19 protein-coding genes and 1 riboswitch are annotated in these 21,857 nt (G+C 61.1%); of the genes, 8 read left to right on the forward strand and 11 right to left on the reverse strand.

Going from position 1 to position 21,857, the window contains the following annotated elements:
- The first annotated feature begins 52 nt into the window (after nucleotides 1–52).
- The 3 genes from ACWHXT_RS01960 to ACWHXT_RS01970 all read left to right on the forward strand — a co-directional run bounded on the left by ACWHXT_RS01960 (nucleotide 53) and on the right by ACWHXT_RS01970 (nucleotide 6,950).
- Nucleotides 53–4,996, forward strand: a complete 4,944-nt coding sequence (locus ACWHXT_RS01960) for a DNA repair ATPase (RefSeq protein WP_447957028.1) — start codon at nucleotides 53–55, stop codon at nucleotides 4,994–4,996.
- A 61-nt stretch (nucleotides 4,997–5,057) separates the two neighbouring features.
- A complete protein-coding gene (locus ACWHXT_RS01965; RefSeq protein ID WP_447527622.1) occupies nucleotides 5,058–5,336 on the forward strand; it encodes a PAAR domain-containing protein in 279 nt (92 codons plus the stop codon).
- Nucleotides 5,337–5,699: 363 nt separating this feature from the next.
- Nucleotides 5,700–6,950, forward strand: coding sequence for an MFS transporter (locus tag ACWHXT_RS01970; RefSeq protein ID WP_447957029.1), 1,251 nt, complete (start codon nucleotides 5,700–5,702; stop codon nucleotides 6,948–6,950).
- A gap of 138 nt (nucleotides 6,951–7,088) precedes the next feature.
- Here ACWHXT_RS01970 and ACWHXT_RS01975 read toward each other — a convergent pair whose 3' ends face one another.
- Nucleotides 7,089–7,643 carry a zf-TFIIB domain-containing protein gene (locus ACWHXT_RS01975; protein ID WP_447895028.1) on the reverse strand — a complete coding sequence of 185 codons (555 nt, stop codon included), beginning with the start codon at nucleotides 7,641–7,643 and terminating at the stop codon, nucleotides 7,089–7,091.
- 312 nt (nucleotides 7,644–7,955) lie between these two features.
- Between ACWHXT_RS01975 and ACWHXT_RS01980 the strand changes: the two genes are divergently transcribed.
- Nucleotides 7,956–8,576, forward strand: a complete 621-nt coding sequence (locus ACWHXT_RS01980; protein ID WP_447957030.1) for a TetR family transcriptional regulator C-terminal domain-containing protein — start codon at nucleotides 7,956–7,958, stop codon at nucleotides 8,574–8,576.
- 112 nt (nucleotides 8,577–8,688) lie between these two features.
- Nucleotides 8,689–8,991: a putative quinol monooxygenase gene (locus ACWHXT_RS01985; protein ID WP_447957031.1), complete on the forward strand. Its 303-nt coding sequence runs from the start codon at nucleotides 8,689–8,691 to the stop codon at nucleotides 8,989–8,991.
- Here ACWHXT_RS01985 and ACWHXT_RS01990 read toward each other — a convergent pair.
- From ACWHXT_RS01990 to pdxR, 3 genes are all read right to left on the reverse strand, one after another.
- The gene (locus ACWHXT_RS01990; RefSeq protein WP_447957032.1) at nucleotides 8,988–9,680 is read right to left on the reverse strand and encodes a uracil-DNA glycosylase family protein; all 693 of its coding nucleotides are present in this window, start codon (nucleotides 9,678–9,680) and stop codon (nucleotides 8,988–8,990) included. The genes ACWHXT_RS01985 and ACWHXT_RS01990 overlap by 4 nt on opposite strands.
- A 3-nt stretch (nucleotides 9,681–9,683) precedes the next feature.
- On the reverse strand, nucleotides 9,684–10,409 hold the full coding sequence (gene pcsA, locus ACWHXT_RS01995) for a phosphatidylcholine synthase (RefSeq protein ID WP_447957033.1): 726 nt from the start codon (nucleotides 10,407–10,409) through the stop codon (nucleotides 9,684–9,686).
- Nucleotides 10,410–10,612: 203 nt separating this feature from the next.
- Entirely contained in the window at nucleotides 10,613–12,112 is a 1,500-nt protein-coding gene (pdxR, locus tag ACWHXT_RS02000) for a MocR-like pyridoxine biosynthesis transcription factor PdxR (RefSeq protein ID WP_447957034.1), read from the reverse strand.
- A 93-nt stretch (nucleotides 12,113–12,205) separates the two neighbouring features.
- On the opposite strand from pdxR, the gene ACWHXT_RS02005 reads away from it, so the two are divergent.
- Together ACWHXT_RS02005 and ACWHXT_RS02010 are read left to right on the forward strand one after the other, a co-directional pair.
- Nucleotides 12,206–12,649, forward strand: a complete 444-nt coding sequence (locus ACWHXT_RS02005) for an N-acetyltransferase family protein (protein WP_447957035.1) — start codon at nucleotides 12,206–12,208, stop codon at nucleotides 12,647–12,649.
- A 14-nt stretch (nucleotides 12,650–12,663) separates the two neighbouring features.
- Nucleotides 12,664–13,119: a rhodanese-like domain-containing protein gene (locus ACWHXT_RS02010; RefSeq protein WP_447957036.1), complete on the forward strand. Its 456-nt coding sequence runs from the start codon at nucleotides 12,664–12,666 to the stop codon at nucleotides 13,117–13,119.
- Between the two features lie 58 nt (nucleotides 13,120–13,177).
- On the opposite strand, the gene ACWHXT_RS02015 is transcribed toward ACWHXT_RS02010, so the two are convergent.
- The 5 genes from ACWHXT_RS02015 to ACWHXT_RS02035 form a co-directional block, all read right to left on the reverse strand.
- Nucleotides 13,178–13,675, reverse strand: coding sequence for a 6,7-dimethyl-8-ribityllumazine synthase (locus ACWHXT_RS02015; protein ID WP_447957037.1), 498 nt, complete (start codon nucleotides 13,673–13,675; stop codon nucleotides 13,178–13,180).
- A 99-nt stretch (nucleotides 13,676–13,774) separates the two neighbouring features.
- Nucleotides 13,775–13,925: riboswitch (FMN riboswitch) on the reverse strand.
- Between the two features lie 108 nt (nucleotides 13,926–14,033).
- Nucleotides 14,034–14,507, reverse strand: a complete 474-nt coding sequence (locus ACWHXT_RS02020; RefSeq protein ID WP_447957038.1) for a YbaK/EbsC family protein — start codon at nucleotides 14,505–14,507, stop codon at nucleotides 14,034–14,036.
- 51 nt (nucleotides 14,508–14,558) lie between these two features.
- Nucleotides 14,559–15,806, reverse strand: a complete 1,248-nt coding sequence (gene codA / locus ACWHXT_RS02025) for a cytosine deaminase (RefSeq protein WP_447957039.1) — start codon at nucleotides 15,804–15,806, stop codon at nucleotides 14,559–14,561.
- Nucleotides 15,807–15,817: 11 nt separating this feature from the next.
- Nucleotides 15,818–17,083 carry a cytosine permease gene (gene codB, locus ACWHXT_RS02030; protein WP_447957040.1) on the reverse strand — a complete coding sequence of 422 codons (1,266 nt, stop codon included), beginning with the start codon at nucleotides 17,081–17,083 and terminating at the stop codon, nucleotides 15,818–15,820.
- Nucleotides 17,084–17,253: 170 nt separating this feature from the next.
- Nucleotides 17,254–18,144, reverse strand: coding sequence for an ABC transporter substrate-binding protein (locus ACWHXT_RS02035; RefSeq protein WP_447957041.1), 891 nt, complete (start codon nucleotides 18,142–18,144; stop codon nucleotides 17,254–17,256).
- Between the two features lie 203 nt (nucleotides 18,145–18,347).
- Here ACWHXT_RS02035 and ACWHXT_RS02040 point away from each other — a divergent pair, with 203 nt between their 5' ends.
- The gene (locus tag ACWHXT_RS02040) at nucleotides 18,348–19,124 is read left to right on the forward strand and encodes a class I SAM-dependent methyltransferase (RefSeq protein ID WP_447957042.1); all 777 of its coding nucleotides are present in this window, start codon (nucleotides 18,348–18,350) and stop codon (nucleotides 19,122–19,124) included.
- 5 nt (nucleotides 19,125–19,129) lie between these two features.
- Here the strand turns inward: ACWHXT_RS02040 and preA are convergent, their stop codons facing one another.
- Both preA and ACWHXT_RS02050 read right to left on the reverse strand, forming a co-directional pair.
- Nucleotides 19,130–20,464 carry an NAD-dependent dihydropyrimidine dehydrogenase subunit PreA gene (preA, locus tag ACWHXT_RS02045; RefSeq protein ID WP_447957043.1) on the reverse strand — a complete coding sequence of 445 codons (1,335 nt, stop codon included), beginning with the start codon at nucleotides 20,462–20,464 and terminating at the stop codon, nucleotides 19,130–19,132.
- Nucleotides 20,461–21,840: an NAD(P)-dependent oxidoreductase gene (locus ACWHXT_RS02050; RefSeq protein WP_447957044.1), complete on the reverse strand. Its 1,380-nt coding sequence runs from the start codon at nucleotides 21,838–21,840 to the stop codon at nucleotides 20,461–20,463. Before ACWHXT_RS02050 ends, preA begins: the two co-directional genes overlap by 4 nt.
- Nucleotides 21,841–21,857: the final 17 nt, after the last annotated feature.

A 21,857-nucleotide genomic window follows, 5' to 3' on the forward strand; every position in this document is an offset into this window, starting at 1 on the left:
TTTGTTTTGTCGTGAGCCCTTGTCTCGCGAGCACTCATTCAGGATGGACACGATGTCGAAGGACACTGGATCAAGCGATACTACGTCGAAGGACGCCGTCGAGAACCTCGTCAGGGAGAGCTCGGCCTTCGAGACCATTCAGCGCCGGCTGACCACCCAGTCAAGCGAGCTGGGCGCGTCGGTGACGCGTTTGAACGACGCGCGCGCCGAGGTTTTCGGTACCAGCAACATGGCGCTGTTGGGCCGCGCCCGGGTGCGTACCGAGAACAACGCCGTCGCCCGCGACATGGTGCGTATCGGCGGCCAGATTCTGTTCGGCTTCAATGTTCAGCTAGGGCTTCGCAAGGCGCTCGAGGCAAGCGACGTCTTCGCGCTTTATCATCTCAAGGATGACGACGACGGGCTCGAACTCACCGAAAGCACGTTGGCCGATAGCTTTCTAACCGACGAGCAGTTCGTCCGCGACTTTCGCGAGCTACAGCAGTATTACAGCAACGCCACGCTTTCGCAGATGGCCACGTTAAGCGGCAAGCTATTGGTGGCGTTTCAGATCGGTGAAAAGCTCACCGACTTGCGGGTTTTCCGCTGGGAGCTCAGCGCCCAGGGCGAGGTAAGCCGCTATATCGACAACCGCGGCGAGCGCGACCTGGTCTTTCCCGAGCGCTTCGCTTTCGCCTGGCAAAGCGCCGGGCGCGATATGCAGGAGCAGGGCCGTGCGCCGCACCTGAACATTCTCGATACGGTGTTCGTCGACAACCTGGGCGGCAACATCACGTTCAAGATCGAGAACAACACCAAAAGCGGCGAAGGGATCTTCAGCGACCCGGTCGATTCGGACTCCCAGTCGCTGGACGATGCCACCTTCGAGTACGCCGACCTGGGCGCGGTGCTGCTGGTGCGCATTCTGCCCTTCAACGAAGCCGAATGGCGCTACTACCTGTTCAATCGCGGCGAGCAGCACGTCAAACGCATCGACGCCATGGCGGGCTCGGTGGTCGAGCTTCCGGAAAACCACGGCATCATCTTTCCCACCGGGTGCTACCTCAACAATGGCGAGCTGACCACGTTCGAGGTGCCCGAAGAGGATCTGCGCTTCAAGCGCGTCGTGCGCTCGCCCAATGGCGAGGACGTGCTCTACGTGTTCTACGCCGTGAGTACCGGGCAGGTCGTGCTGTACCGCTACAACCTGATCCGCAAAGAGGTCGACACGCCCATGGTCGGCCATGGCGCCGCGGTGCTCGAAAACGGCCACCTGGCGATTTTCTACGCCGAGGACGAGCCGACCCTGGTGCACCCCATTCAGGTGTGGGCGACGCCGTTCATGTCCGAAGGCTTTCACGCCCAGGAGGCGGTGCGCAACGACACGCCCATGGGGCGGATCGGCAACCCGGAGCTGGTGCGCGGCATCGCCGAGCTCAACAGCATCGTTCAACTGGCCGGCGACGGTCAGGCCAACGAGCGCCACTTCAACGCCATCATCCGCCGGGTGGACCGCACGCTGAATCAGTTCTACTGGATGGGCGAGGCGGACTTCTCCGCCATTCACGCCGTGCTCGAACAGCTCAAGCACACCGCCGAGCTGATGCTCGACGAGTACGAGAAAGTACAGGCGATCCGCGCGCAGACCGCCGAGGCCCTGAATGAGCTCGAAAAGGCCCAGTCGGCGCTTCTGCGCGAGCTCAAGCCGAGCAGCTGGAAAACGCCGGATCTGTTCGTCACCTACCTGAAAAAGCTGCGCGATCACCGCGGGCGGCTGATGGCGCTGGGCGAGCGGCGCTATCTCGATACGGCGCGCCTGGCCGAGCTCGAACAGGCGCTGGATAAAGCCGAAACGTCGCTGACCGAGCAGACGTTCTCGTTTCTCGCAACGCCCGAGGCGCTCGAAGGGTATCGCGCCACCCTCGACGAGATCAAAACCGCGGTCAGCGAAGCGGAAAACCGCAAGGCGCTGGCGGAGTGTGTCGAGCGCTACCGTGAGCTGACCGCCGGTCTCGACATGATCCAGGGGCTGCTCTCGTCGATGCCCGGCGGCGACGCCCAGGAGCAGACGCGCATTACCGAGAATATCTCGAGCATCTACGCCAGCATCAACCAACAGCGCTCGAAGGCCGAAATCCGCCTGCGCGAGCAGGGCAGCGCCGAGGCCCAGGCCCAGTTCGCCGCCCAGATTCGCCTGTTCGAGCAGAGCCTGGCCAACGGCGTGGGCGCCCTTCGCGAGCCGGACGACTGCGACCAGCTAATGACGCGCATACTCGACCAGCTTCAGGAGCTTGAGAGCCAGTTCGGCGAATATGACGAATTTTTGACCACGATCCTCGAGCAGCGTGAAAGCGCCCACGAGAGCATCGAAAGCCGCCGCCAGCAGCTTCAGGACGAGCGCCAGCGCCGCGTCACCACCCTGACCGACGCCAGCCGGCGCATTCTCGACAACGTCGTCCAGCGCACCGAGCGCTTCGAAACCCTCGAGGAGCTGCACAGCTTCTTCGCCGCCGATGCCATGGTGGGCAAGGTGCGCAGCATGGTGGAGGAGCTGCGCGGCTTCGGCGCCAATCTGGAGGCCGACGACATCGGCGGACGCCTGCGCGCCTCCCAGGACGCGGCGCTGCGCAGCGTGCGCGACCGCGCCGATATCTTCGAATCCGGCGGCAACGTGATTCGCCTGGGCCCGCGCCACCGTTTCAGCGTCAACCAGCAGCATCTGGATTTGACCCTGGTGCCGCGGGACGAGCGCATCATGCTGCACCTGACCGGCACCCAGTATTACGAGCCGCTGACGGATGAGCGCCTGAGTGCGCTTAGCGGCTACTGGACTATGTCGCTGCCTTCCGAAAGCCGCCAGGTCTACCGGGCGGAGTACCTGGCCTACCGCTTCATGGAGGAACTGGCTAAGCCCGACGCCGCGCCCATTAACGTGGAAGACACCGAGGCGCTCCAGCGCGAGATTGCCACGTTTGCCTCGCCGCGTTACCGGGAAGGCTACGAGAAGGGCATCCACGACCACGACGCCGCCTTGATCGTGCGCACGCTGTGGCCCGCCCGCCAGAGCGCCGGGCTGCTCGGCTTCGGGCCGCTGCCGCGGGCGTTGGCCATGCTGTTCTGGGCGGATCGCTTGAGCGACGACGAGGCCGCGCGCAACCTGCGCGCGCGCTGCCTGTCCGCGGGGATTTTGAGCCGCATCATGCAAAGCGAAGACCTGCTGCGCGCGCTGATCGACGAGATCGCGCCAAAGCTAAGCGCCTTTGTTGAGCACCATGCGCTCCCGAGCGGCCCCGCCGAGCGCGACAGCGCCGCGGAGTTTCTGGTGCGCCAGCTTGCCGAGGAAGGCGAAGCGTTCTCGACCACGCAATACGCCGCGGCCCTTACCGAGGGCTTTATCGAGACCATGCAGCGCCAGGGGCACTACGCCCATTTTCAGGAGGCGCTGGCGGTGGTCAAAGGCCAGCCCGGCGCGCGCTGGACGATTACGTCCCACTGGCTCCAGGCCCACGCCCGCCAGGCCGGCCAGCAGGGCGTGCTGCACTATCTGCCCGAAGCCATTGCCCTGCTCAACACCGCCCAGCGGCTGACGACGAGTGCCCACAGCGTCGAGCTCGCCTTTACCGTCGAGGGGCTGATTGGCCAACACGAACGTTTGGATCAGCAAAGCCTTGCGCTACAGCTCGACGACTTCCAACAGCGGCTGCGCCACCACGAGCACGTGGTGATTCGCGACTGGACACAGCTTCAGGAGCGCCGCCAGATCATTCTGCGCGAGCAGCGCGAACGCTTGAGACTCGAGGAGTACCTGCCCAAGCCGCTGAACTCCTTCGTGCGCAACAAGCTGATTACAGAGAGCTACCTGCCCATCATCGGCGACAACCTCGCCAAGCAGATGGGCACCGTCGGGGAGTCGCGCAGCACCGATAACAGCGGCCTTTTGATGATGATCTCGCCGCCGGGTTACGGCAAAACGACGCTGATGGAGTATGTGGCCAACCGGCTGGGGCTAATTTTTATGAAGATCAACTGCCCAAGCCTTGGCCACGACGTGACGTCGCTGGACCCGGAGTCCGCCACCCACTCCACCGCCCGGGCTGAGTTGATCAAGCTGAACCTGGCCTTCGAGATGGGCAACAACGTCATGCTCTATCTCGATGACATTCAGCACACGCACCCGGAGTTTTTGCAGAAGTTCATCTCGCTGTGCGACGGCAGCCGGCGAATCGACGGCATCTGGAACGGGCGCACCCAAACCTACGACATGCGCGGCAAGCGTTTCTGCATCGCCATGGCGGGCAACCCCTACACGGAAAGCGGCGACGTCTTCAAGGTGCCGGACATGCTCGCCAACCGCGCCGACGTCTACAACCTGGGCGACGTATTGAGCGGCATGGAAGAGGTGTTCGCGCTCTCCTATATCGAGAACTCGATGAGTGCCAACACGGTGCTGGCGCCGCTTTCTACCCGCGGGCTGGACGACTTCTACCGCTTCGTCGACCAGGCCCAGGGGCGCGAGGTGCCCAGCACCGACTTCGAGCACGACTACAGCGGTGCAGAGCGCGAAGAGATCCTGGCCGTGCTCAAGAACATGTTCAAGGTGCGCGAGGTGGTTCTGCGGGTCAATCAGCAGTACATCGCCTCCAGCGCCCAGGCCGATGAGTACCGCACCGAGCCGCCGTTTCGCCTTCAGGGCAGCTACCGCAACATGAACCGCCTGGCGGAGAAGATATCGCCCATCCTGAGCGACGCCGAGCTCGAGGCGATCATCGACGACCACTACGTGGGCGAAGCCCAGCTTCTCACCCAGGGCGCGGAGGAGAACCTGCTCAAGCTCAAGGAGCTTCGCGGCACGCTAAGCGAGGAGGAAAAAGCGCGCTGGGACGAGATCAAGCGCGAGTTCAAGCGCCGCCAGCTCACCGGCGGCGACGAAGAAACCGGCGCGTTGGTGGTGCGCCAACTGAGTTTGATCGCCGAAGGGGTTGGTCAGTGGGGCAAGACGCGCCAGGACGAAGGCTAATGAGGCCTTATGACGTACCGGGTGTGACAGCCGAAAACACGTTTTTTCAAGGAGTTCGACCATGAGTGGCAAGCCAGCAGCACGTGTGACCGACGACACCGCGTGCCCGATCCCCGGGCACGGAACCAACCCGCTGGTCGAGGGCTCCCCCGACGTGTTTCACGACGGATTGTCCGCGGCACGGCTCGGCGACAAGTCGGCCTGTGGAAGCCCCATCACCGGGACCGTTTCCTCCACGGTATTCATCAACGGCAAGCCCGCCGCCGTTCTCAGTAGCGTCGGCGCCCACGGCAATACCGTGATCGAAGGCTCGGGCACGGTCATTATCGGCGACGTTTGATGATCAAGAAGATCCTCCCAACTCGCCGTTGGGAGGACATGGCTCAGCCGACCGAAATTCCCGGCCATCAAAGTATTGAACTAATTAGCTTCCAGGGTTTTATAAAACAGCTAAGAGTACGAGTTGAGCAGTGGTGGGTAATCCCTGCCCCTTGTTTCATCAGGCATCATTTTACTATGCCGGACACATAATGTAGAAAGTTACTTCAAGAGTAGAGCTTCAAAAAATACTCTAAGATAACGAAAAATAATTTAGACGGCATAAGTATACATCTCACTGATCTCGATGGAAGATTAATAAAAAAGTATTTTTATTAAGGTTTAGGGCTAATGAGAAATCACAAAAGCAAAAAAAGGCTTAAGCATGCTACAAAGGATCAGTAATATATTTTTATTATATAAAGGTTTGCCGAAAGACATTTATTACCTTGCCCTTGCAAGGTTTATTCTGGGGTTAGGCAATTTTATCATTCCTTTCATGGTGCTCCTGCTCACTCAAAAACAAGGTTACTCAACCTCCGTGGCGGGTTCGTTAGTCATGGTTGTGATTGGTACCTACATGGCCGGTAGCCTCTTGGGTGGCAAACTTTCTGATGCTTATGGCCATAAAAAAATCATGGTTATTGGCGAGCTGCTTGGCGCTTTGGTTATTATCGCCTGCGGATTTTTTGCAGAGCACTATTTGCTGGCGCCGGGGCTATTGTTCCTGGGGTACTTTTTTATCGGTATCGCCTTACCAGCCAGCAATGCCTTAGTTGCCGATCATTCGAATCCTCAAAACCGTGATGCCGTTATGTCGCTGAGCTATCTTGCCTATAATCTCGGTTCTGGAGTTGGACCAGTGATAGCGGGATACTTGTTCTGGAATTACACAGAGTGGGTGTATTGGGGAAATGGTTTGGCTATTTTGATCGGGATTTTTGTTGTGGCCTTTTACGTCAAAGATAAGCCCCAGACAATCGACGGTGAGCAAGAGGTATCTGAGCTAGAAAAGAGTACCGATGGAGGGGTATGGTCAATATTGAAAGAACGCCCTCGTCTGCTTGTGTTTGGCATTTTATGTACTTTTCTTTGGTTTACCCTGAACCAAATGACCTTGACCAGTCCTCTGTATTACAGTCATATCTTTGATAAAGAAGGCGCCGTTCTGTTTGGTCAATTGATGACTTTTGCAAGCATTTCCGTGGTGATTATCACTCCTGTTCTAATGAGAATGACTTCTCGTCATTGCGAACTGAATAGCTTAGCTGTTTCAGGCGCCCTCTTTGTGATCGGCTATAGTTTAGTTATTGCATATGCCACCATACCAATGCAATTTGTTGCTTGGTTTTTCCTTGCCGCCGCCGAGGTTTTGCTCTTAACCAAAGAAGGCGTTTACATTGCCAATCAATCGCCTGCTAGTCATCGAGGACGAATCAGCGGTACTTTGCTCACCATCCGAAATATAGGGCTGATGCCAACCTACATGTTTATGGGTTCATTTATTGAAGATTTTGGCTACCAAAGTGCATGGACTTTGATTATTGGCGTCTCAGCGTTGGCTGTACTGTCGTTCTGGATATTACATCTTCAGCAAAAGCGTGCATCTCAACTAAATAAAATTGAAGCTGTTTGATAATAGTTTTGCTAGCTGGCGAGCCCAACTGCTGGAGCAGGAACCGCGCCTGGACAGTACCAATAGCCTGCCCGAGCGGTCATAGCCTCGGGCTCAGTATCGTGCTGAACAGTATCCCCTGGGGCCCGCCTTGCGCGTTTATTCGACGGCGGAAAACGGGTTCTCGGCCATCAGGAACGCCCGCAGGTCCGGCTTTTGCGGGTGGTCGTGAAGCCATTGGCGAATCGCTAGCGCCTTCTCGTAATCTTCATCGCCAAACTTCTGGCGGTAGAGGTCGGCGAAGGTGTCGCTGGTTCTTTCCGCGCGAATGCGCTGCTGCCAGTGATCGGTGAGAATGGCGTTCAGATTACCCGCCAGGCCTTCCGCCACCAGCATTTCCCACTCGCCCCGATTGAGCCAGACCCCGCCGACCCGCGCGCTGTAGTCCAGGCGGTGGCTGTGGTCCTTGCTGATACGAAACTTGCTCATGATGCCGCCGGTGACCGGGCAGATCATCGCGCCCACGGTGTCTTCGGCATCGATGTTTTCGATGTGGTCATCGTCGAACACGTGCTCGGGGTGGCGCTCTTTCCAGCTGATATAGTCTTCGATCAAGAGCCAGTTGCCGCCGCAATTTTCGCAGGTATGACAGCGAAAGAGCGAGTCGAGAAAACTGGGAACGAGTTTGCCTTCTTGGCAGGCCGTACACTTCATGGGGCGCTTCCTTGAATGAATCAGTGTTCGAGACACTTCTGTCGAACCAACGGGCGATGCCCGACCGCTTTTGGCGGACTCCCAGGCACTCCGGTTAGCCTACTCGAACGGTCTCTAATATACAAAATGGCAAAGAAGAATTTGGCCGCACGAAGGCTCAAGGGTTGCCGCTGCGCAGGGAGTGAGAAAGCGTTTGGCTTATCATCCGCCGCTGGAGTTGACGTTGGTGGCTATTCAGGTGATCGTCACAGCGTCTTCACCCGGTGGGGGCGTGCTTTTTTAGGTCACTGAATGGAAAGGGACGTGTATCGCGTGGCGAGAACCCAGGATGAAATTCGGCAAACCAACGTCAAGAACATTCTCGAGGCGGCGGAGCAGCTGTTTGCGGAAAAGGGCTACGCCGGGGCCTCGATGGCCGAGATCGCCGCCCGGGCCGGGCTGCCCAAATCCAACGTGCACTACTACTTCTCGACCAAAGAAGCGCTCTACCAGGAGGTGCTGCTGGCCCTGCTGGCGCTTTGGAAACAGGATGCGCTCTGCTTCGAGCTCTACGATGACCCCCGCGTGGTGCTTTCGAGCTATATTCGCGCCAAGATGAACCACTCGCGCTATCGCCCCCAGGGCTCGAAAGTATGGGCAGCGGAGGTCATGCAGGGGGCGCCGATTCTCAAGGAGCGCCTGCGCGAGAACCTGTTCGATTGGGCCAAGCTCAAAGAGGCCAAGATCGCCGAATGGGTGGCCTCCCAGCAAATCGCGCCGGTCGACCCTTCTCACTTGCTCTATATGATTTGGGCCACCACCCAGCACTACGCCGACTTCGACTACCAGGTCGAACTGCTCAACGACGACCAGCCACTTAGCGACATGCAATTCGAGAAGGCGGTGCAGTCGGTGACCTCGATCGTACTGCGCGGGATCGGGCTCTCGGTTTAGCCTCCGCCCGCGACTTGCTTTCCACTTCTGAAAAACGGCTTTGAAAGGTTGGCGCTACAGGCCGGCAGGCGGGCCGAGTACGCTACGTCTCCTGACCCCAAAGGAGAACGACATGACGGCTTACTATCTATGCGCGCGTATCCGCGCCACCGACTTCCAGCGCCTCGATGAAACCCGGGAAAGACTTCTAAAGCTGGAGGCAGCGACCCAAAAGGAGCCCGCCTGCCATCAGTTTCAGGTGCTGGAAGATAGTGCGCGGGCCGGAGATTTTCTGCTCTGGGAGTGCTGGGAAGGCAAGGCGGGGCTAAAGGCCCACTACGAGGCACCGCACACCCAGGCGCTGCTGGAAGCGAAGCTCACCGAGATCATCGAGATTACCGAGCTGGCGCCGCCTGGCGCCGGCGGCGCCGTTTAAAGCCGCAGGTTATCCTGGCGCACATCGAGCTGCGCCAGACGCTGCTTCAATAAACCGGGAAAGCGGGTGTACCAGGTCTGGTTGAGCGGGGAGGGGTGGGGCAGCGGATGAAGCGTGACGCTGCGCGCCTCGCCGTTACCGTCTTCGAGGGTCACATCGATACTGCTCTCGAAGCGGTCGTCACGTTTCCAGAACGCCTCGAGCCGGGCGCGCTCCTCTTTGGAGCGGTTGATCCCGAACCATAAAAACGCCTCGCGCCCCAGGGTGATCAAATCCTGGCCCTGCCAGTCTGCAACTACCACCTCGCTGATCAAGGGGTGGAAGCGGCGCTTGACCTTCATCGACCACGCCTTGTTGCCAATCGGTTTGTAGGGCACGGTGTTGATCCAGAAAAAGTGCTCGCCCACCGCGCGGGAGGCCTCGAAGTCCGGCAATTCTTCGCCGTAAAGGCGCTCATAAAGCGCTTTTCTCACCAGTTGGCCGCCGGCGCCGATGAAGGGGTCGCCATGGCGGACCTCGTCCCGGCCCGGGTCGCGGCCGAAAAAGCCGACCCGCAAATGGGGCTCGCCCAGGCCGATGATTGGTTTAAGCGGGTCGCGCTCGAAGCGCGCGTACACCTCGAGATCGATCCCGTCGGTCTCGGCGGCCAGGGCTTCGAAGTGTTCGAGTTGGCGCGGCGTGAGGGACATCGTTTACTCGAACCACTCCTGGGCGGTGCGCCACACGCACATGCCGACAAAATAAACAGAGGATACCGCCAGCCCCACCAGCGCCCAGCCTGCGTGTTGCGGGCTTGAAAGGACCAGCGCGGTGGCGCACACGCACCATAACAGCGTGATGGCGATATTGACCGGCATGAACCGGCGCACCCGGAACGGGTGGAGAAACTTCATTTTGGTAACGGTGAGCACGGCTAGAAAGATGATGCCGGCAAAGGTGACCCAGGCGGGGAAGCCGAGAATATAGAAGTAGACCGCGGCGATATTCCAGGCCGCGGGAAAGCCGACGAAGTAGTTATCCTGGCTTTTCATGTCCACGTTGCAAAAGCAGAACATCGACGAAAGCAGGATGGTGAAGACCGCCAGCAGCTCGAACCCGGCGGGCAGGTCGATGAAGTAGTAGATGAAAAGCGCAGGAATGAACGCCCAGGTCAGGTAATCGATGACCATGTCCAGGGTGGAGCCGTCGAAGTGCGGGAGTATCGTTTTGACCTCGTACTTGCGTGCAAGCGTACCGTCGAAACCGTCGATCATCATCGCCGCGCCTAGCCACAAAAGGCAGGCCACCGGGTTGTCATCGACCAGCGCCAGAAGCGCCATGGTGCCCAGCAGCACACCGCTGGCCGTTAACACGTGCACGCTCCACGCCTTGTATCGTGATGCGTGTGAGGGGGCGGGTGAAGAGAGCGGTTGAGCCACGTTAACCTCATGGGGAACGCCGTGTTCCCGGACTGTTGGGTGTATAGATGTGCGTTTAAAGCGCTACCCTACTACAAGACGCTGCACCGGGAATACGTGACCCGATGGCGTTCTTTTGGTCGCGGGCGCTTTGAAGACGCCAGGCGGCTTTAATGAAGATAGCTGAAACATTGAAGCCGCGGGCGTTTAAGATGCCTGCCGCATTAGCCGGTGACGCCGTTTGACGGGTCGCGCGTTACCTCGAGCCACGCTTGGCTGAGCCAGCGGCCGGCGCGGGAAAGTTCGTCCTCACTCGCTCCGGCGTAGCCCAGCACCAACCCGGCACGCTGGGGCTGGCCCATATAGTAGCGGGAAAGCGGTGACAGCGTCACTTCAGCCTTTCGCGCCCTATCGACGAGCGCGCGCTCTTGCTGCATGTTTTCAAGCTCGGCGACCAGGTGCATACCGGCATGGCCGGACGACAGGGCCAGCCCGGCTTCGACTGCCGGTGCCAGCGCCCGGCGCAGGCAGGCCTGGTGCTGGCGGTAGTAGCCACGCATCCGCCCGATATGGCGGGAAAAATCCCCCTTCGTGATGAACTCGGCCAGCGCCGCCTGCAACGGGTAATGCCCCTCACGGTGAAGGCGGGCGTTGGCCAGCCGGAAGGTGTCCGCCAGCGCCTCGGGCAGCACGATATAGCCCAGCCGAAGCCCGGGGTAGAGCACCTTGCTGAAGGTGCCGATGTAAATAACCCGCGCCGTCTCCGACAACCCCTGAAGCGACGGGGCCGGCGCAATATCGTAGCGAAACTCGCTGTCGTAGTCGTCCTCGATCAGCCAGGCATCCTGGGCGGCGGCCTGCTCCAAAAGCGCCAGGCGCCTGGGCACCGGCATGGTCACCCCGGTGGGGTACTGATGCGAGGGCGTGACGTAAATCAGCCGTGGCGGCTTGGAGCCCGGCGGGCAGCGCGCCGGGTTTAGGCCTTTGTCATCCACCGGCACGGGGATCAGATCGAGGCCGGCGGCCAGAAAACTGGTTTGGGCGCCGCCGTAGCCCGGCTCCTCCATCCATACGCCGTCGCCGGGGTCGGTTAAGAGCTGGGTGATGAGTTCGAACGCCTGCTGGGCGCCCTGGGTAATTACGATCTGAGCCGGGCGGCAGCGCACCGCGCGCGAGAGCGTCAGATAATCGCACAGCGCTTCTTTTAAAGCGGGCAGGCCGCCTTGGGTTTGATAGCCAAGCCATTGGCTATCGGCCTGGCGGTAGTGGCGGCGTAAAAGGCGCTGCCACTGGGCGTGGGGGAAAAGATCGAGCCCCGGCACGCCCGGGGCAAACGCCAGGTGCTCTTCGCTTAGCGTGGCGCAGCGCTCCAATAGCGCCTGGCCCCGGTGGGAGGCGCTGAACGCGGCGGGCGGTGGCGGCGCATTAGGGGCAGTGAAGGCGGGCAGCTCGGCAACGTAAAGCCCCGCGCCCTTTTTCGAGACCACCAGGCCCTCGGCCACCAGCCGCTCCAACGCGGCGAGTACCGTGTTGCGGCCAAGCGCTAGCCCGCCTGCCAGCCGCCGTGACGAAGGCAAACGGCTGCCGGCGCCCAGCTCGCCGCGCTGTATCCAGTCGCGAAGCGTCGTGTAGAGCTGGCGGTTTAGCGGCGTGGCGGTGTACGGGGCGACCCGCAGCGCCAAGGCATCGATGATCCAATCACTGGCGGTAGCGCGCTGGCTCACTGGTTCCCCCGATATTACAAAAAGTGGCTCTTACCAAGGGGCCACTATAGCGCGAGACTGAATCGTCCAACAGCCAGTCAAGAGGAAAAGCCCATGACGATCAGAGCCGCCGTAATGAACGATCTCGAAGCGTTGAGCGTGCTGCTGGATGCGTACCGTCAGTTCTACCAGCAGCCCGGCGATGTAAGCACCGCCCGCCATTTTCTGGAACAGCGCTTCGGGCTGGGGGACTCGTTCATTTTGGTCAGCGAAGACGCACGCGGCGAACTCGACGGGTTCGTGCAGATATTTCCCGGGCTCTCCACCGTCGGCCTGAACGCCCGCTGGACGCTCAACGACCTTTACGTCGCCCCCAGCGCCCGCCAGCGAGGGGCTGGCCGGGCGCTGATGGAGGCTGCGGCATCGCTTGCCCACGAGCACGGCGTGGCGCGGCTGGTGCTGATGACCCAGGTCGAAAACGAACCGGCCCAGCGCCTTTACGAAACACTGGGCTGGCAGCGCAACACGGCTTTCTACAGCTACCTGTTGAATACCTGATAAAGGAGACATTCGTGACCGATACGCCTTCTTCCGCGGTGCTCGCCTTCCCGCCTGCGCCTCCTTCCGATATGGCCAAAGCGATGTACGACAAGCTTTGCCATCACACCGATGCCTGGGACCTGGCCCAGGATCTCGCCAACGACGTCGAGGAGGTCGTAGTGATCGACACGCGAAGTTTCGAGCACTACTGCGCCGGGCACATTCCCGGAGCGGTGAGCTTTCCCCACCGGGAAATGACGTCCGAGCGACTTGCCGCGCTCGACCCCTCGAAAGTGTACGTTACCTACTGCGACGGCATCGGTTGTAACGGCTCGACCAAGGGCGCGTGGAAGCTGGCAAGTGCCGGCTTTCATGTAAAGGAGCTTTTAGGCGGGCTGGATTTCTGGCGCCGGGACGCGCACCCGGTACAGGAAGGGGAAGAGCGGGGGCGTCTTTTGAAAGCGCCGCTTGCGGAGTGCGGCTGCTAGCCTAAAAAACCGGGGCCCGGCAACGGCCGGGCCCCGTGCGGTTACGCTTCGCTGCGTATTACGCTTCGCTTAGCTTGCGCGCGCGGTGCAGGTTTTCCATGGTGTTCAGGCACGCACTTGCTGCTTCCTTGCCCTTGGCCAGGAAGTGCTGGAAGTAGAAGTCGTGATGGGTGGCGTGCTCGTGGAAGTGGTGCGGGGTGAGCACCACCGAGATCACCGGGACCTGGGTATCGAGTTGAACGCGCATCATGCCGTCGATCACCGCGTGGGCGACGAAGTCGTGGCGGTAGATGCCGCCATCCACCACGAAGCCCGCGCCGACGATTGCCCCATAGCGGCCGCTTTCGGCCAGCACTTTCGCCTGTAGCGGAATTTCATAAGCGCCGGAAACGGTAAAGACATCGACCTGATCGGCTTTGAGGCCGTTTTGCTCGATTTCTGCGATAAACGCCTGGTACGCCTGGCCGACGATGTCGCCATGCCAGTGGCCCTGAATGAAGGCGATACGCTGAGACGTGGTGTGCGAGGAAAGCTCTAACGGAAAGGTCTGATTCATGGTCATTCTCATCGAATAAAGTGCCAGAATCAGGGCATGCGGCGCCCGACCGCCACGCCCTTGCACGCGCCCAGGGGCACGCATAAAAGCGGGTCGCGGCGCCGTTCTCTTTCATCCGGACTATCACCGTCGGCTTCGGAGTCTCACCGAATCTGCTGACCTCCAACATAAGGCTGGAGCGCTCGCGGGCTTGGGCGTTTAGTGCGCCATCACCGCCGGTGGGGACTTGCACCCCGCCCTGAGAACGTCGCTGATCGCTCGCACCGTATCGGCGCGAGCCGTTAGCCCGCTTAGTGTACGCACAAGGGCCCTGCGCCGCCAGCGGCGCAGGGCCCTTGTACTGATCGATTTAAAGCGCTTAGCGTGTGTCGTTGAGCGAGCAGACATCCACCCACTCGGCGTGCACCAGCTCGGCGAGCCTTTTGGGGGCGATGCGCACGGCGCTGTTGCCGGAACCCGCGGCGGGCAGCACTTCATCGAAGCGCTTGAGCGAGGCATCGCAGTAAACCGGCACGTCGGCGGCAAGACCGAACGGGCAGACACCGCCGACCGGATGGCTGGTCAGTTCCATCACCGTATCGGCGTCGAGCATCGTCGCTTTGCCTTCGAATCGCGCGCGGATTTTGGCGTTGTCGATGCGGGCATCCCCGGCGGCCACGATCAAAAGCGGCATCTCGTTCACCTTGAAGGCGAGCGTCTTGGCGATTTGGCCCGGCTCGACGCCGTGAGTTTGGGCCGCCTCGGCCACGGTCGCCGTGCTCTCGCTGGATTCGATGATCTCGATGTCCGGGGCGTGCTCGGCCAGAAAACTGCGCACGGTTTCAACGCTCATACATCCACCTCCTTGTTGGGAACCGTTTCAGATTAACGCGGTTTTTTCGACTCAGCCAATCCAGTTTGGGGTAACGATGCGCGAGGGCTCGCGCTGCATGATGGTCTCGCCGTTTCGCACCGAAAGAAGCACGTCGCCCTGGTTGCGCAGCACGCTGTAGTCGTCCTCGCCGTCCAGTACGTTGAAGCTTGCCGGCTTGCCCACTTCGATGCCGTAGCGCTCCTGGATATTGAGCGTGCGCGCGCTGTTGTCGGTCACCAAGGAGAGCGCCTGGCTGAAGTCCTTGTAGCCCATCATCTGACAGATATGCAGGCCGAAATCCAGCGTGCGCAAGAGCTTGCCGTTACCCAGCGAATACCAGGGATCAAAAATCGAGTCCTCGGCGAAGCAGACGTTGATACCCGCCTCATTGAGCTCTTTAACGCGTGTGACGCCGCGACGTTTGGGGTAGGTGTCGAAGCGCCCCTGCAAGTGAATGCTCTCGGTCGGGCAGGAGATGAAGTTGATGCCTGACTTCTTGAGTAACAAGAAGAGCTTCGAGCAGTAAGCGTTATCGTAGGAGTGCATGGCCACGGTGTGGCTGGCGGTCACCCGCGAGCCCAGGTCGTTGAACAGCGCCTCGGCCGCCAGCACTTCGAGAAAGCGTGAGTTGGGGTCGTCGATCTCGTCGCAGTGCACGTCGACCAGCCGGTCGTACTTCAGGGCCAACTCGATGACGCGCTTCATGGAGGCCACGCCAAGCTCCCGGGTGTACTCGAAGTGCGGGATGCCGCCGACCACGTCGGCGCCGATCTCCAGCGCCTCCTCCATGAGCTTGTCACCGCCGGGGTAGGAGAGCAGCCCGTCCTGGGGAAACGCCACCACCTGAATCTCGATCTTGTCCTTCAATTCGTCGCGAAGCGCACACAGCGTGCGCAGGCCGACCAGGCTCGGGTCGCTGGTGTCGGCGTGGGTACGCACGAACTGCACGCCGTTGCCGATCAGCAGGTTCAGCGTCTTGTACACGCGCTCGCGAATATCGTTTTCCGAGAGCAGCGGCTTGCGCTCGCCCCAGCGCTCGATACCTTCGAACAGGGTGCCGCTCTCGTTCCAGGCAGGCTCGCCGGCGGTCAGCGCGGCGTCCAGGTGAATATGGGGTTCGATGAAAGGCGCGCAGACCAGTTGGCCTTTGGCATCGGTTTGTTCTGGCGTCGCCTGATTGTGCCTGTCCTGGGCAGTAATAGCGCTAAATACGCCGTCCTCGATCGTAAGATGGAAAAGCTCGGAGCGGTGGCGCAGGCGGGCATTGACGATATCCATGGGAAGCTCACTTATTGTTTAGCGGTAGCGGGTGAGGGGGCGGTTGAAGAAGCCTGGTTCAGGCGAAGCAGTACGGCGTAGCTTAGCGCAGCGGCCAGCACCCCCACCAATGGGGGCAGCAGCGGCGAAAAGTAGGCCGCGCCCGCGCCGAGCGCGTAGGCGGCCAGGCCTCGGCGGTTGAAGTCGGGAAGTCGCGCGGTGTCCAGCGCCGGGTAACGGCCATTATGTTTCAGCCAAAAATCCGCCATGATGACCCCGCCCATCGGCGGGATGAACGTACCCAGCAACACCAGAAAGGGAATCAGCAGGTTATACATACCGCCCACCGCGAGTACGGTACCGATGGCCGCGCCGGCCACCGTGACCAGCCGGCGGCGCTTAGTGCGCAGCAGGTTACAGCCGGCTACGGCAAAGTTGTAGATGGTGTTGTCCTGGGTGGTCCAGATGTTGAGAAACAGCATCAGCACCGCCATGGAGACGAAGCCCTGGGCGATGAGCACGTCCACGATGTCCGCCTGCTGATAGATCATGGCGCCCAGGGCGCCGGTCAGTACCATGAGCCCGTTACCCACCAGGAAAGCCGCCAGCGTGGCCACCACCGCCGTGCGCGGGCTTTTGGCGAAGCGGCTCCAGTTGGTGGCCTGAGTGCCACCGCTAATAAACGTGCCGATGATCACCGTGACCGCCGCGGCCACGCTCATGCTCTCGGTGGGCGTTTGCCGGCCAAGTCCGGCCAGGCCGCCCACGTCCACCAGTCCGGTGAACAGGCTGATCACGATGAACAGCATCATCGCCGGCACGGCAAAACGCGAAAGCCAGTCCATACCGCGGTAACCAATCATCGCCGTGATGCAAAAGCCGAAGCCAAAAAGCACCATTAAGGGGCTTTCCATCCATTCGGGCATCCCCGTGGTGCGTACCAGTACCACCGCGATGGTCGCGGTGCCCCAGGCGTACCAGCCGATCTGGGTAAAGCCGAGGATGAAATCCGACAGCTTGCTGCCTTTTTCGCCAAAGCAGAAGCGTCCCATCAATACGGCGTTCAAGCCGCTTTTGCAGGCGATATAGCCAAGGGCCGCGGCGTAGGTGCCGAGTAGCAAATTGCCCGCCAGAATGATCCATAAAAGCTGGCCGATGGGAAACGCCTGGCCCAGCGAGCCGCCGGCCCACATGGTGGCGGTGAAGAAGGTGAACCCGAGCAGGACCACCGATGTGGATAAAAGCCCCTTGCGAGCGCTTTGGGGTACCTCTTTGAGGGGGTAGTCGGAAGATTGCACGGGCGTGGCCTCATGGTTAGCAACGTAATTGTTCGCAACGTAGTACTAACAATAAGCAATAATAGTGCCAGAACAGGGGCTTAATGGTTTGACGCCAGGTGTCGCCCAGGTTACTTCCATAAAAAAGCCCCTGCCCACCAGGTGGGAGGGGCTTGTGTACCCAAGAGCCGTTACGGCTGGGTTGCCAGTGCGCTGACCACTTCTTCGATCTGTAGCGTCAGGCTCTGCAGGCCGCCGCCGGAAAGATACCAAAGCTCGGGAGAGAGCAGTGCCACCTCGGCATTGTCGGCACCGGCGTCCGCGAGCTGCTGGCGCAGTTCGTCGGCATCCAGCGGCTCCTGGCCGATGGCGGCGCTACGGTCGACGACCAACAGGCGCTCGGGGTCGATCTCGGCGATGGTTTCGGGGGTTAGCGTGACGAAGGTGCGCTCGCCAAACGTGCGTCGTTCGGCGCTCTCGGGGATGTCCTGGGTCGCGACCCCCAGCACCTCGTGGACCACCGGGTTTTCGTTCAGCGAGTAGCTGCCGTCGTTGTGCATGATCACCAGAGTGCGGGGAGCGTCCTCGAGCGCTTCGCGCTGGTTTTCGATTTCGCTGTGTAGCGTTTCCAGCGAGGTTTCGGCTTGCTCTTCGACGCCGGCGTGCTCGGCCAGAGTACGGACGTTGTCGTCGAAGGCGGCCAGGTAATCGTCACCGCTAATACCGGCATCGAACAGCGGCGCGAGCTCTTCGAACTCTGCTTTCGATTCGTTTTGGCGGCCGGTGTAGACGATCAGCGTCGGTTCGCTCTGTTCGAGCGCGTCGAGATCCGGGCTCTTTAGCCCGCCAAGGTCGGTGTACTCGTCGGCGTCGAAGTGAGCAAGGTAGTCCGGCAGCACCTGCTTGGGCAGGCCCACGACCTGGTCGCTTGCGCCCAGCGCGTCCAGGGTGTCCAGGCTACCCAGATCGAAAACGGCGAAGCGCTCATCCGCGTGGGCAGAAGCGCTCATGGCGGCCGCGAGCAGCGACGCCGTGATGACCGGTGTCTTCAGGGCGGCGTTGTTGAGGGGCATTTTTTTCATGATGTCTCCTTTTTGAGAAAGTGTTTTATATGAGATCGATTATCATAATGGCAAATTAGTCTGAGGCTGTCACGCTAATTCATTGAATTTACGAGCGCCTCAAGAAGCTCGCGGTTAATGTTTTAATTTGATATGTTATAATGTAATTAAATAGATGGCCTCGTTCGGCCATTCAAAAGGGCAACCGGTTTTGGGAGGGGCACGTGGCCTCACTACTTTTCGAGCACATCGAGGCACTACAGGGCGAGCGCCCCTGGGGCCACTTTCTGGACGCCGGGACCGGCGTCAACTCGATTGGCTGGGTCAGCGCTTTGAACACCGAGAGCTGGACGGCGGTCACCGGTGCCGGCGGCATGGCGCAAAGCGTCGAGCGCGCGGTGGCGGGCAAAAAACGCGACCAGGACCGTTTGGTACTGGGCAACTGGCAAGACCCGCGCTTTCTGGAAGAGGAGCGCTTCGACACCGTGCTGGCGGATTACCTGCTCGGCGCCATCGACGGCTTCGCCCCCTACTGGCAGGACGAGCTCTTCCCAAGGCTTTGTGCGCTCACCAAAAAGCGCCTTTACCTGGTCGGCCTCGAGCCCTACGTGCCCTTCGATGCGACCACCGCCGCGGGTAAGCTGGTGGTGGAGATCGGTCGGCTGCGCGACGCCTGCCTGTTGCTTGCCGGCGAGCGCACCTACCGCGAGTACCCGAGCGCCTGGGTCGAGCGCCAGTTGGGCCGTGCCGGTTTCGAGGTCGTCGAGACCAAGCGCTTCCCGATTCGCTACGCCAGGAAATTCGTCGAGGGGCAGATGAAGATGTGTCGCCAGCGCATGGCGACCATCGCCGACCGCAAGCTGGCCCGGGCGATGCTCGAGCACGTCGACGACCTGGAGCGCCGGGCGCTTGAGCATATCGAGATCGACGGCGGGCTCAGCCACGGCGCGGATTACGTGATGGTGGCCGAGCCCAAAAAAAGCGCCCCGCAGGGCGCTTAAGGCGATTAGCCCGCAGCCTTGAAGGGGTTGCGCGGGTCGTGGTCCCAGGCCAGGAAGGGCTTGCCGGTGTCCTGGGGCACCATGGTGATGCAGTTCTCTACCGGGCAGGTGATCTGGCAGAGATTACAGCCCACGCACTCTTCCTCAATGATTTCGTAACGGCGCGCGCCGTCGGGCTCGGCGAGCTTGGCGATCGACTGGTGCGAGGTGTCCTCGCAGGCGATATAGCAGCGCCCGCACTCGATGCACAGGTCCTGGTCGATGTGGGCGATGGTCTGGAAGTTGATGTCCAGGTGCTTCCAGTCGGTGGTCTGCGGGATCGCCTTGCGCGAAAACGCCGCGATGGAGTCATACCCTTTCTCTGCCATCCAGCGCGACAGGCCATCTTTCATCTCCTCGACGATGCGAAAGCCGTTGAGCATCGCCGCAGTGCAGACCTGCACGCTGCCCGCCCCCAGGGCGATGAACTCTGCCGCATCCCGCCAGCTGGCAATACCGCCGATGCCGGAGATGGGCAGCGTCGGCGTTGCCGGGTCCCGGGCGATCTCGGCCACCATGTTCATGGCGATGGGCTTGACGGCGCTGCCGCAGTAACCGCCGTGGGTGCTTTGATGACCCACCGTGGGCTTGGCGACCATGTTGTCCAGATCGATGCTGGAGATCGAGTTGATGGTATTGATCAATGCGACCGCATCCGCCCCGCCGCGCAGCGCCGCCCGGGCACCCACGCGAATGTCGGTGATATTCGGGGTCAGCTTTACGATCACCGGTTTGGAGTAGTACTTCTTGCACCAGGCGGTGACCTGTTCGATCAGATCCGGGTTCTGGCCGACCGCTGCGCCCATGCCGCGCTCCGGCATGCCGTGGGGGCAGCCCAGGTTTAGCTCGATGCCGTCGGCGCCGGTGGCCTCGACCCGCGGCAGGATGTACGCCCAGGACTCCTCCACACAGGGCACCATGATCGAGACGATCAGCGCCCGGTCCGGCCAGTCTTTCTTTACTTGGGTGATCTCCGCCAGGTTCACCTCCAGCGAACGGTCGGTGATCAGCTCGATGTTGTTGAAGCCGATCACCTCGCGGTTCTTGCCGTAGTGGGCGGAGTAGCGCGAGGAGACGTTCACCGCCGGGGGCTCTTCGCCAAGGGTTTTCCAGACCACGCCGCCCCAGCCCGCCTCGAACGCGCGGGTCACGTTATACGCCTTGTCCGTGGGCGGGGCGGAGGCGAGCCAGAAGGGGTTGGGCGCCTTGATGCCGGCGAAGTTCACCGAAAGATCGACCCCGTTGACGCTGTTTTCGCGGCTGTTTTGCCTAACGCTGGGGTTAAATGCGAATGTGCTCATGCGGCCTCCTGCTGGGCGGTCAACGCCTGATGGATGGCGTGGGCGGCGAGCTTGCCGTGCTGCACCGCCTGGACGGTCAGATCCTGGCCCGGCGCGATGCAGTCGCCACCGGCATACACATTGCCAAGTGAGGTTTGAAAGTGGGCGTTGACGCGAATGCGTTCGCCGTCGCGGTCAAGCTCGCGGGCGGTGACATCGGCCAGGCTTTGGCTATCGAACCCTTGGCCGATTGCCTTGAAAATCGCGTTGGCGGCAATCTCGAAGGTCTCGCCGGTGCTTACCAGGCGCCCGTCCTCGTCCTTCGTGGCCGCAAAACGCATGCCGGCCACCCGGCCCTGCTCGTCGAGCAGCACTTCGTCGGGCTGCGCCCAGGTCACGATGCGCACGCCGTTCGCCTTGGCGATGTCCTGCTCGTGTTGGGTGGCGGACATCGCTTCGCTGCCGCGGCGGTAGACCAGCGATACCTCTTTGGCGCCGAGCCTTGCCATCTGGGTGGCCATGTCGATCGCCGTATTGCCCGCGCCGATGACGATGCAGCGATTGGCCACCGCCAGCCGCTCGAGATCCGTTTCCTGGCGCAGCGGTTTGATGTACTCCACCGCGGGCAGCAAGCCCGGGGTGTTTTCATCCACCAGCCCAAGGGCGCGGCTGGTGCCTAGCCCAAGGCCTAGAAAGACGCTGTCGTGGCGCTCGCGCAGCGCCTCGAGGTTCAGGTTGTCGCCCAGGCGCTGGCCGTACTCGATGGTGATGCCGCCCACGCCGAGCAGGAACTCGACCTCCCGGCGGGCGAAGTCGTCGGTCATCTTGTAGCGGGCGATGCCGTATTCGTTCAAGCCGCCGGGTTTTTGCTCGGCTTCGAAAATCGTCACCTGATGGCCCAAAAGCGCCAGGCGATGCGCGCAGGAGAGCCCGGCGGGGCCGGCGCCCACCACGGCGATATGCTTGCCGGTCGGCGCTTCCCGCTGGAAAGGGTGGCCGTCGAAGTGCATGTTATCCGTGGCGTGGCGCTGTAAAAGGCCGATCAACACCGGCTGGCACTCGGCGTCGTGGTTACGCACGCAGCTTTTTTCGCAGAGTATTTCCGTCGGGCAGACCCGGGCGCAGCTACCGCCCAGGATATTGGCCTCGAGAATCGTTTGTGCTGCGCCATTGACGTTGCCCTCGCTGATCTGGCGAATGAAGCTCGGCACGTCGATTTCCGAAGGGCAGGCCTCGACGCAGGGCGCATCGAAGCAGTAGAGACAGCGCTGGCTCTCGATGATCGCCTGGCGGTCGGTGAGCGGCGGGTGAATATCGCTGAAGTTGCGGGCAAGCGCTTCGGGGTCGAAGGTGCCTACCTCCTTGGCGCTGGGCAGGTGATCGAGGGAATGGGTCACGGTCGTTTCTCCCGGGG

The organism is Vreelandella halophytica, from assembly GCF_968193635.1.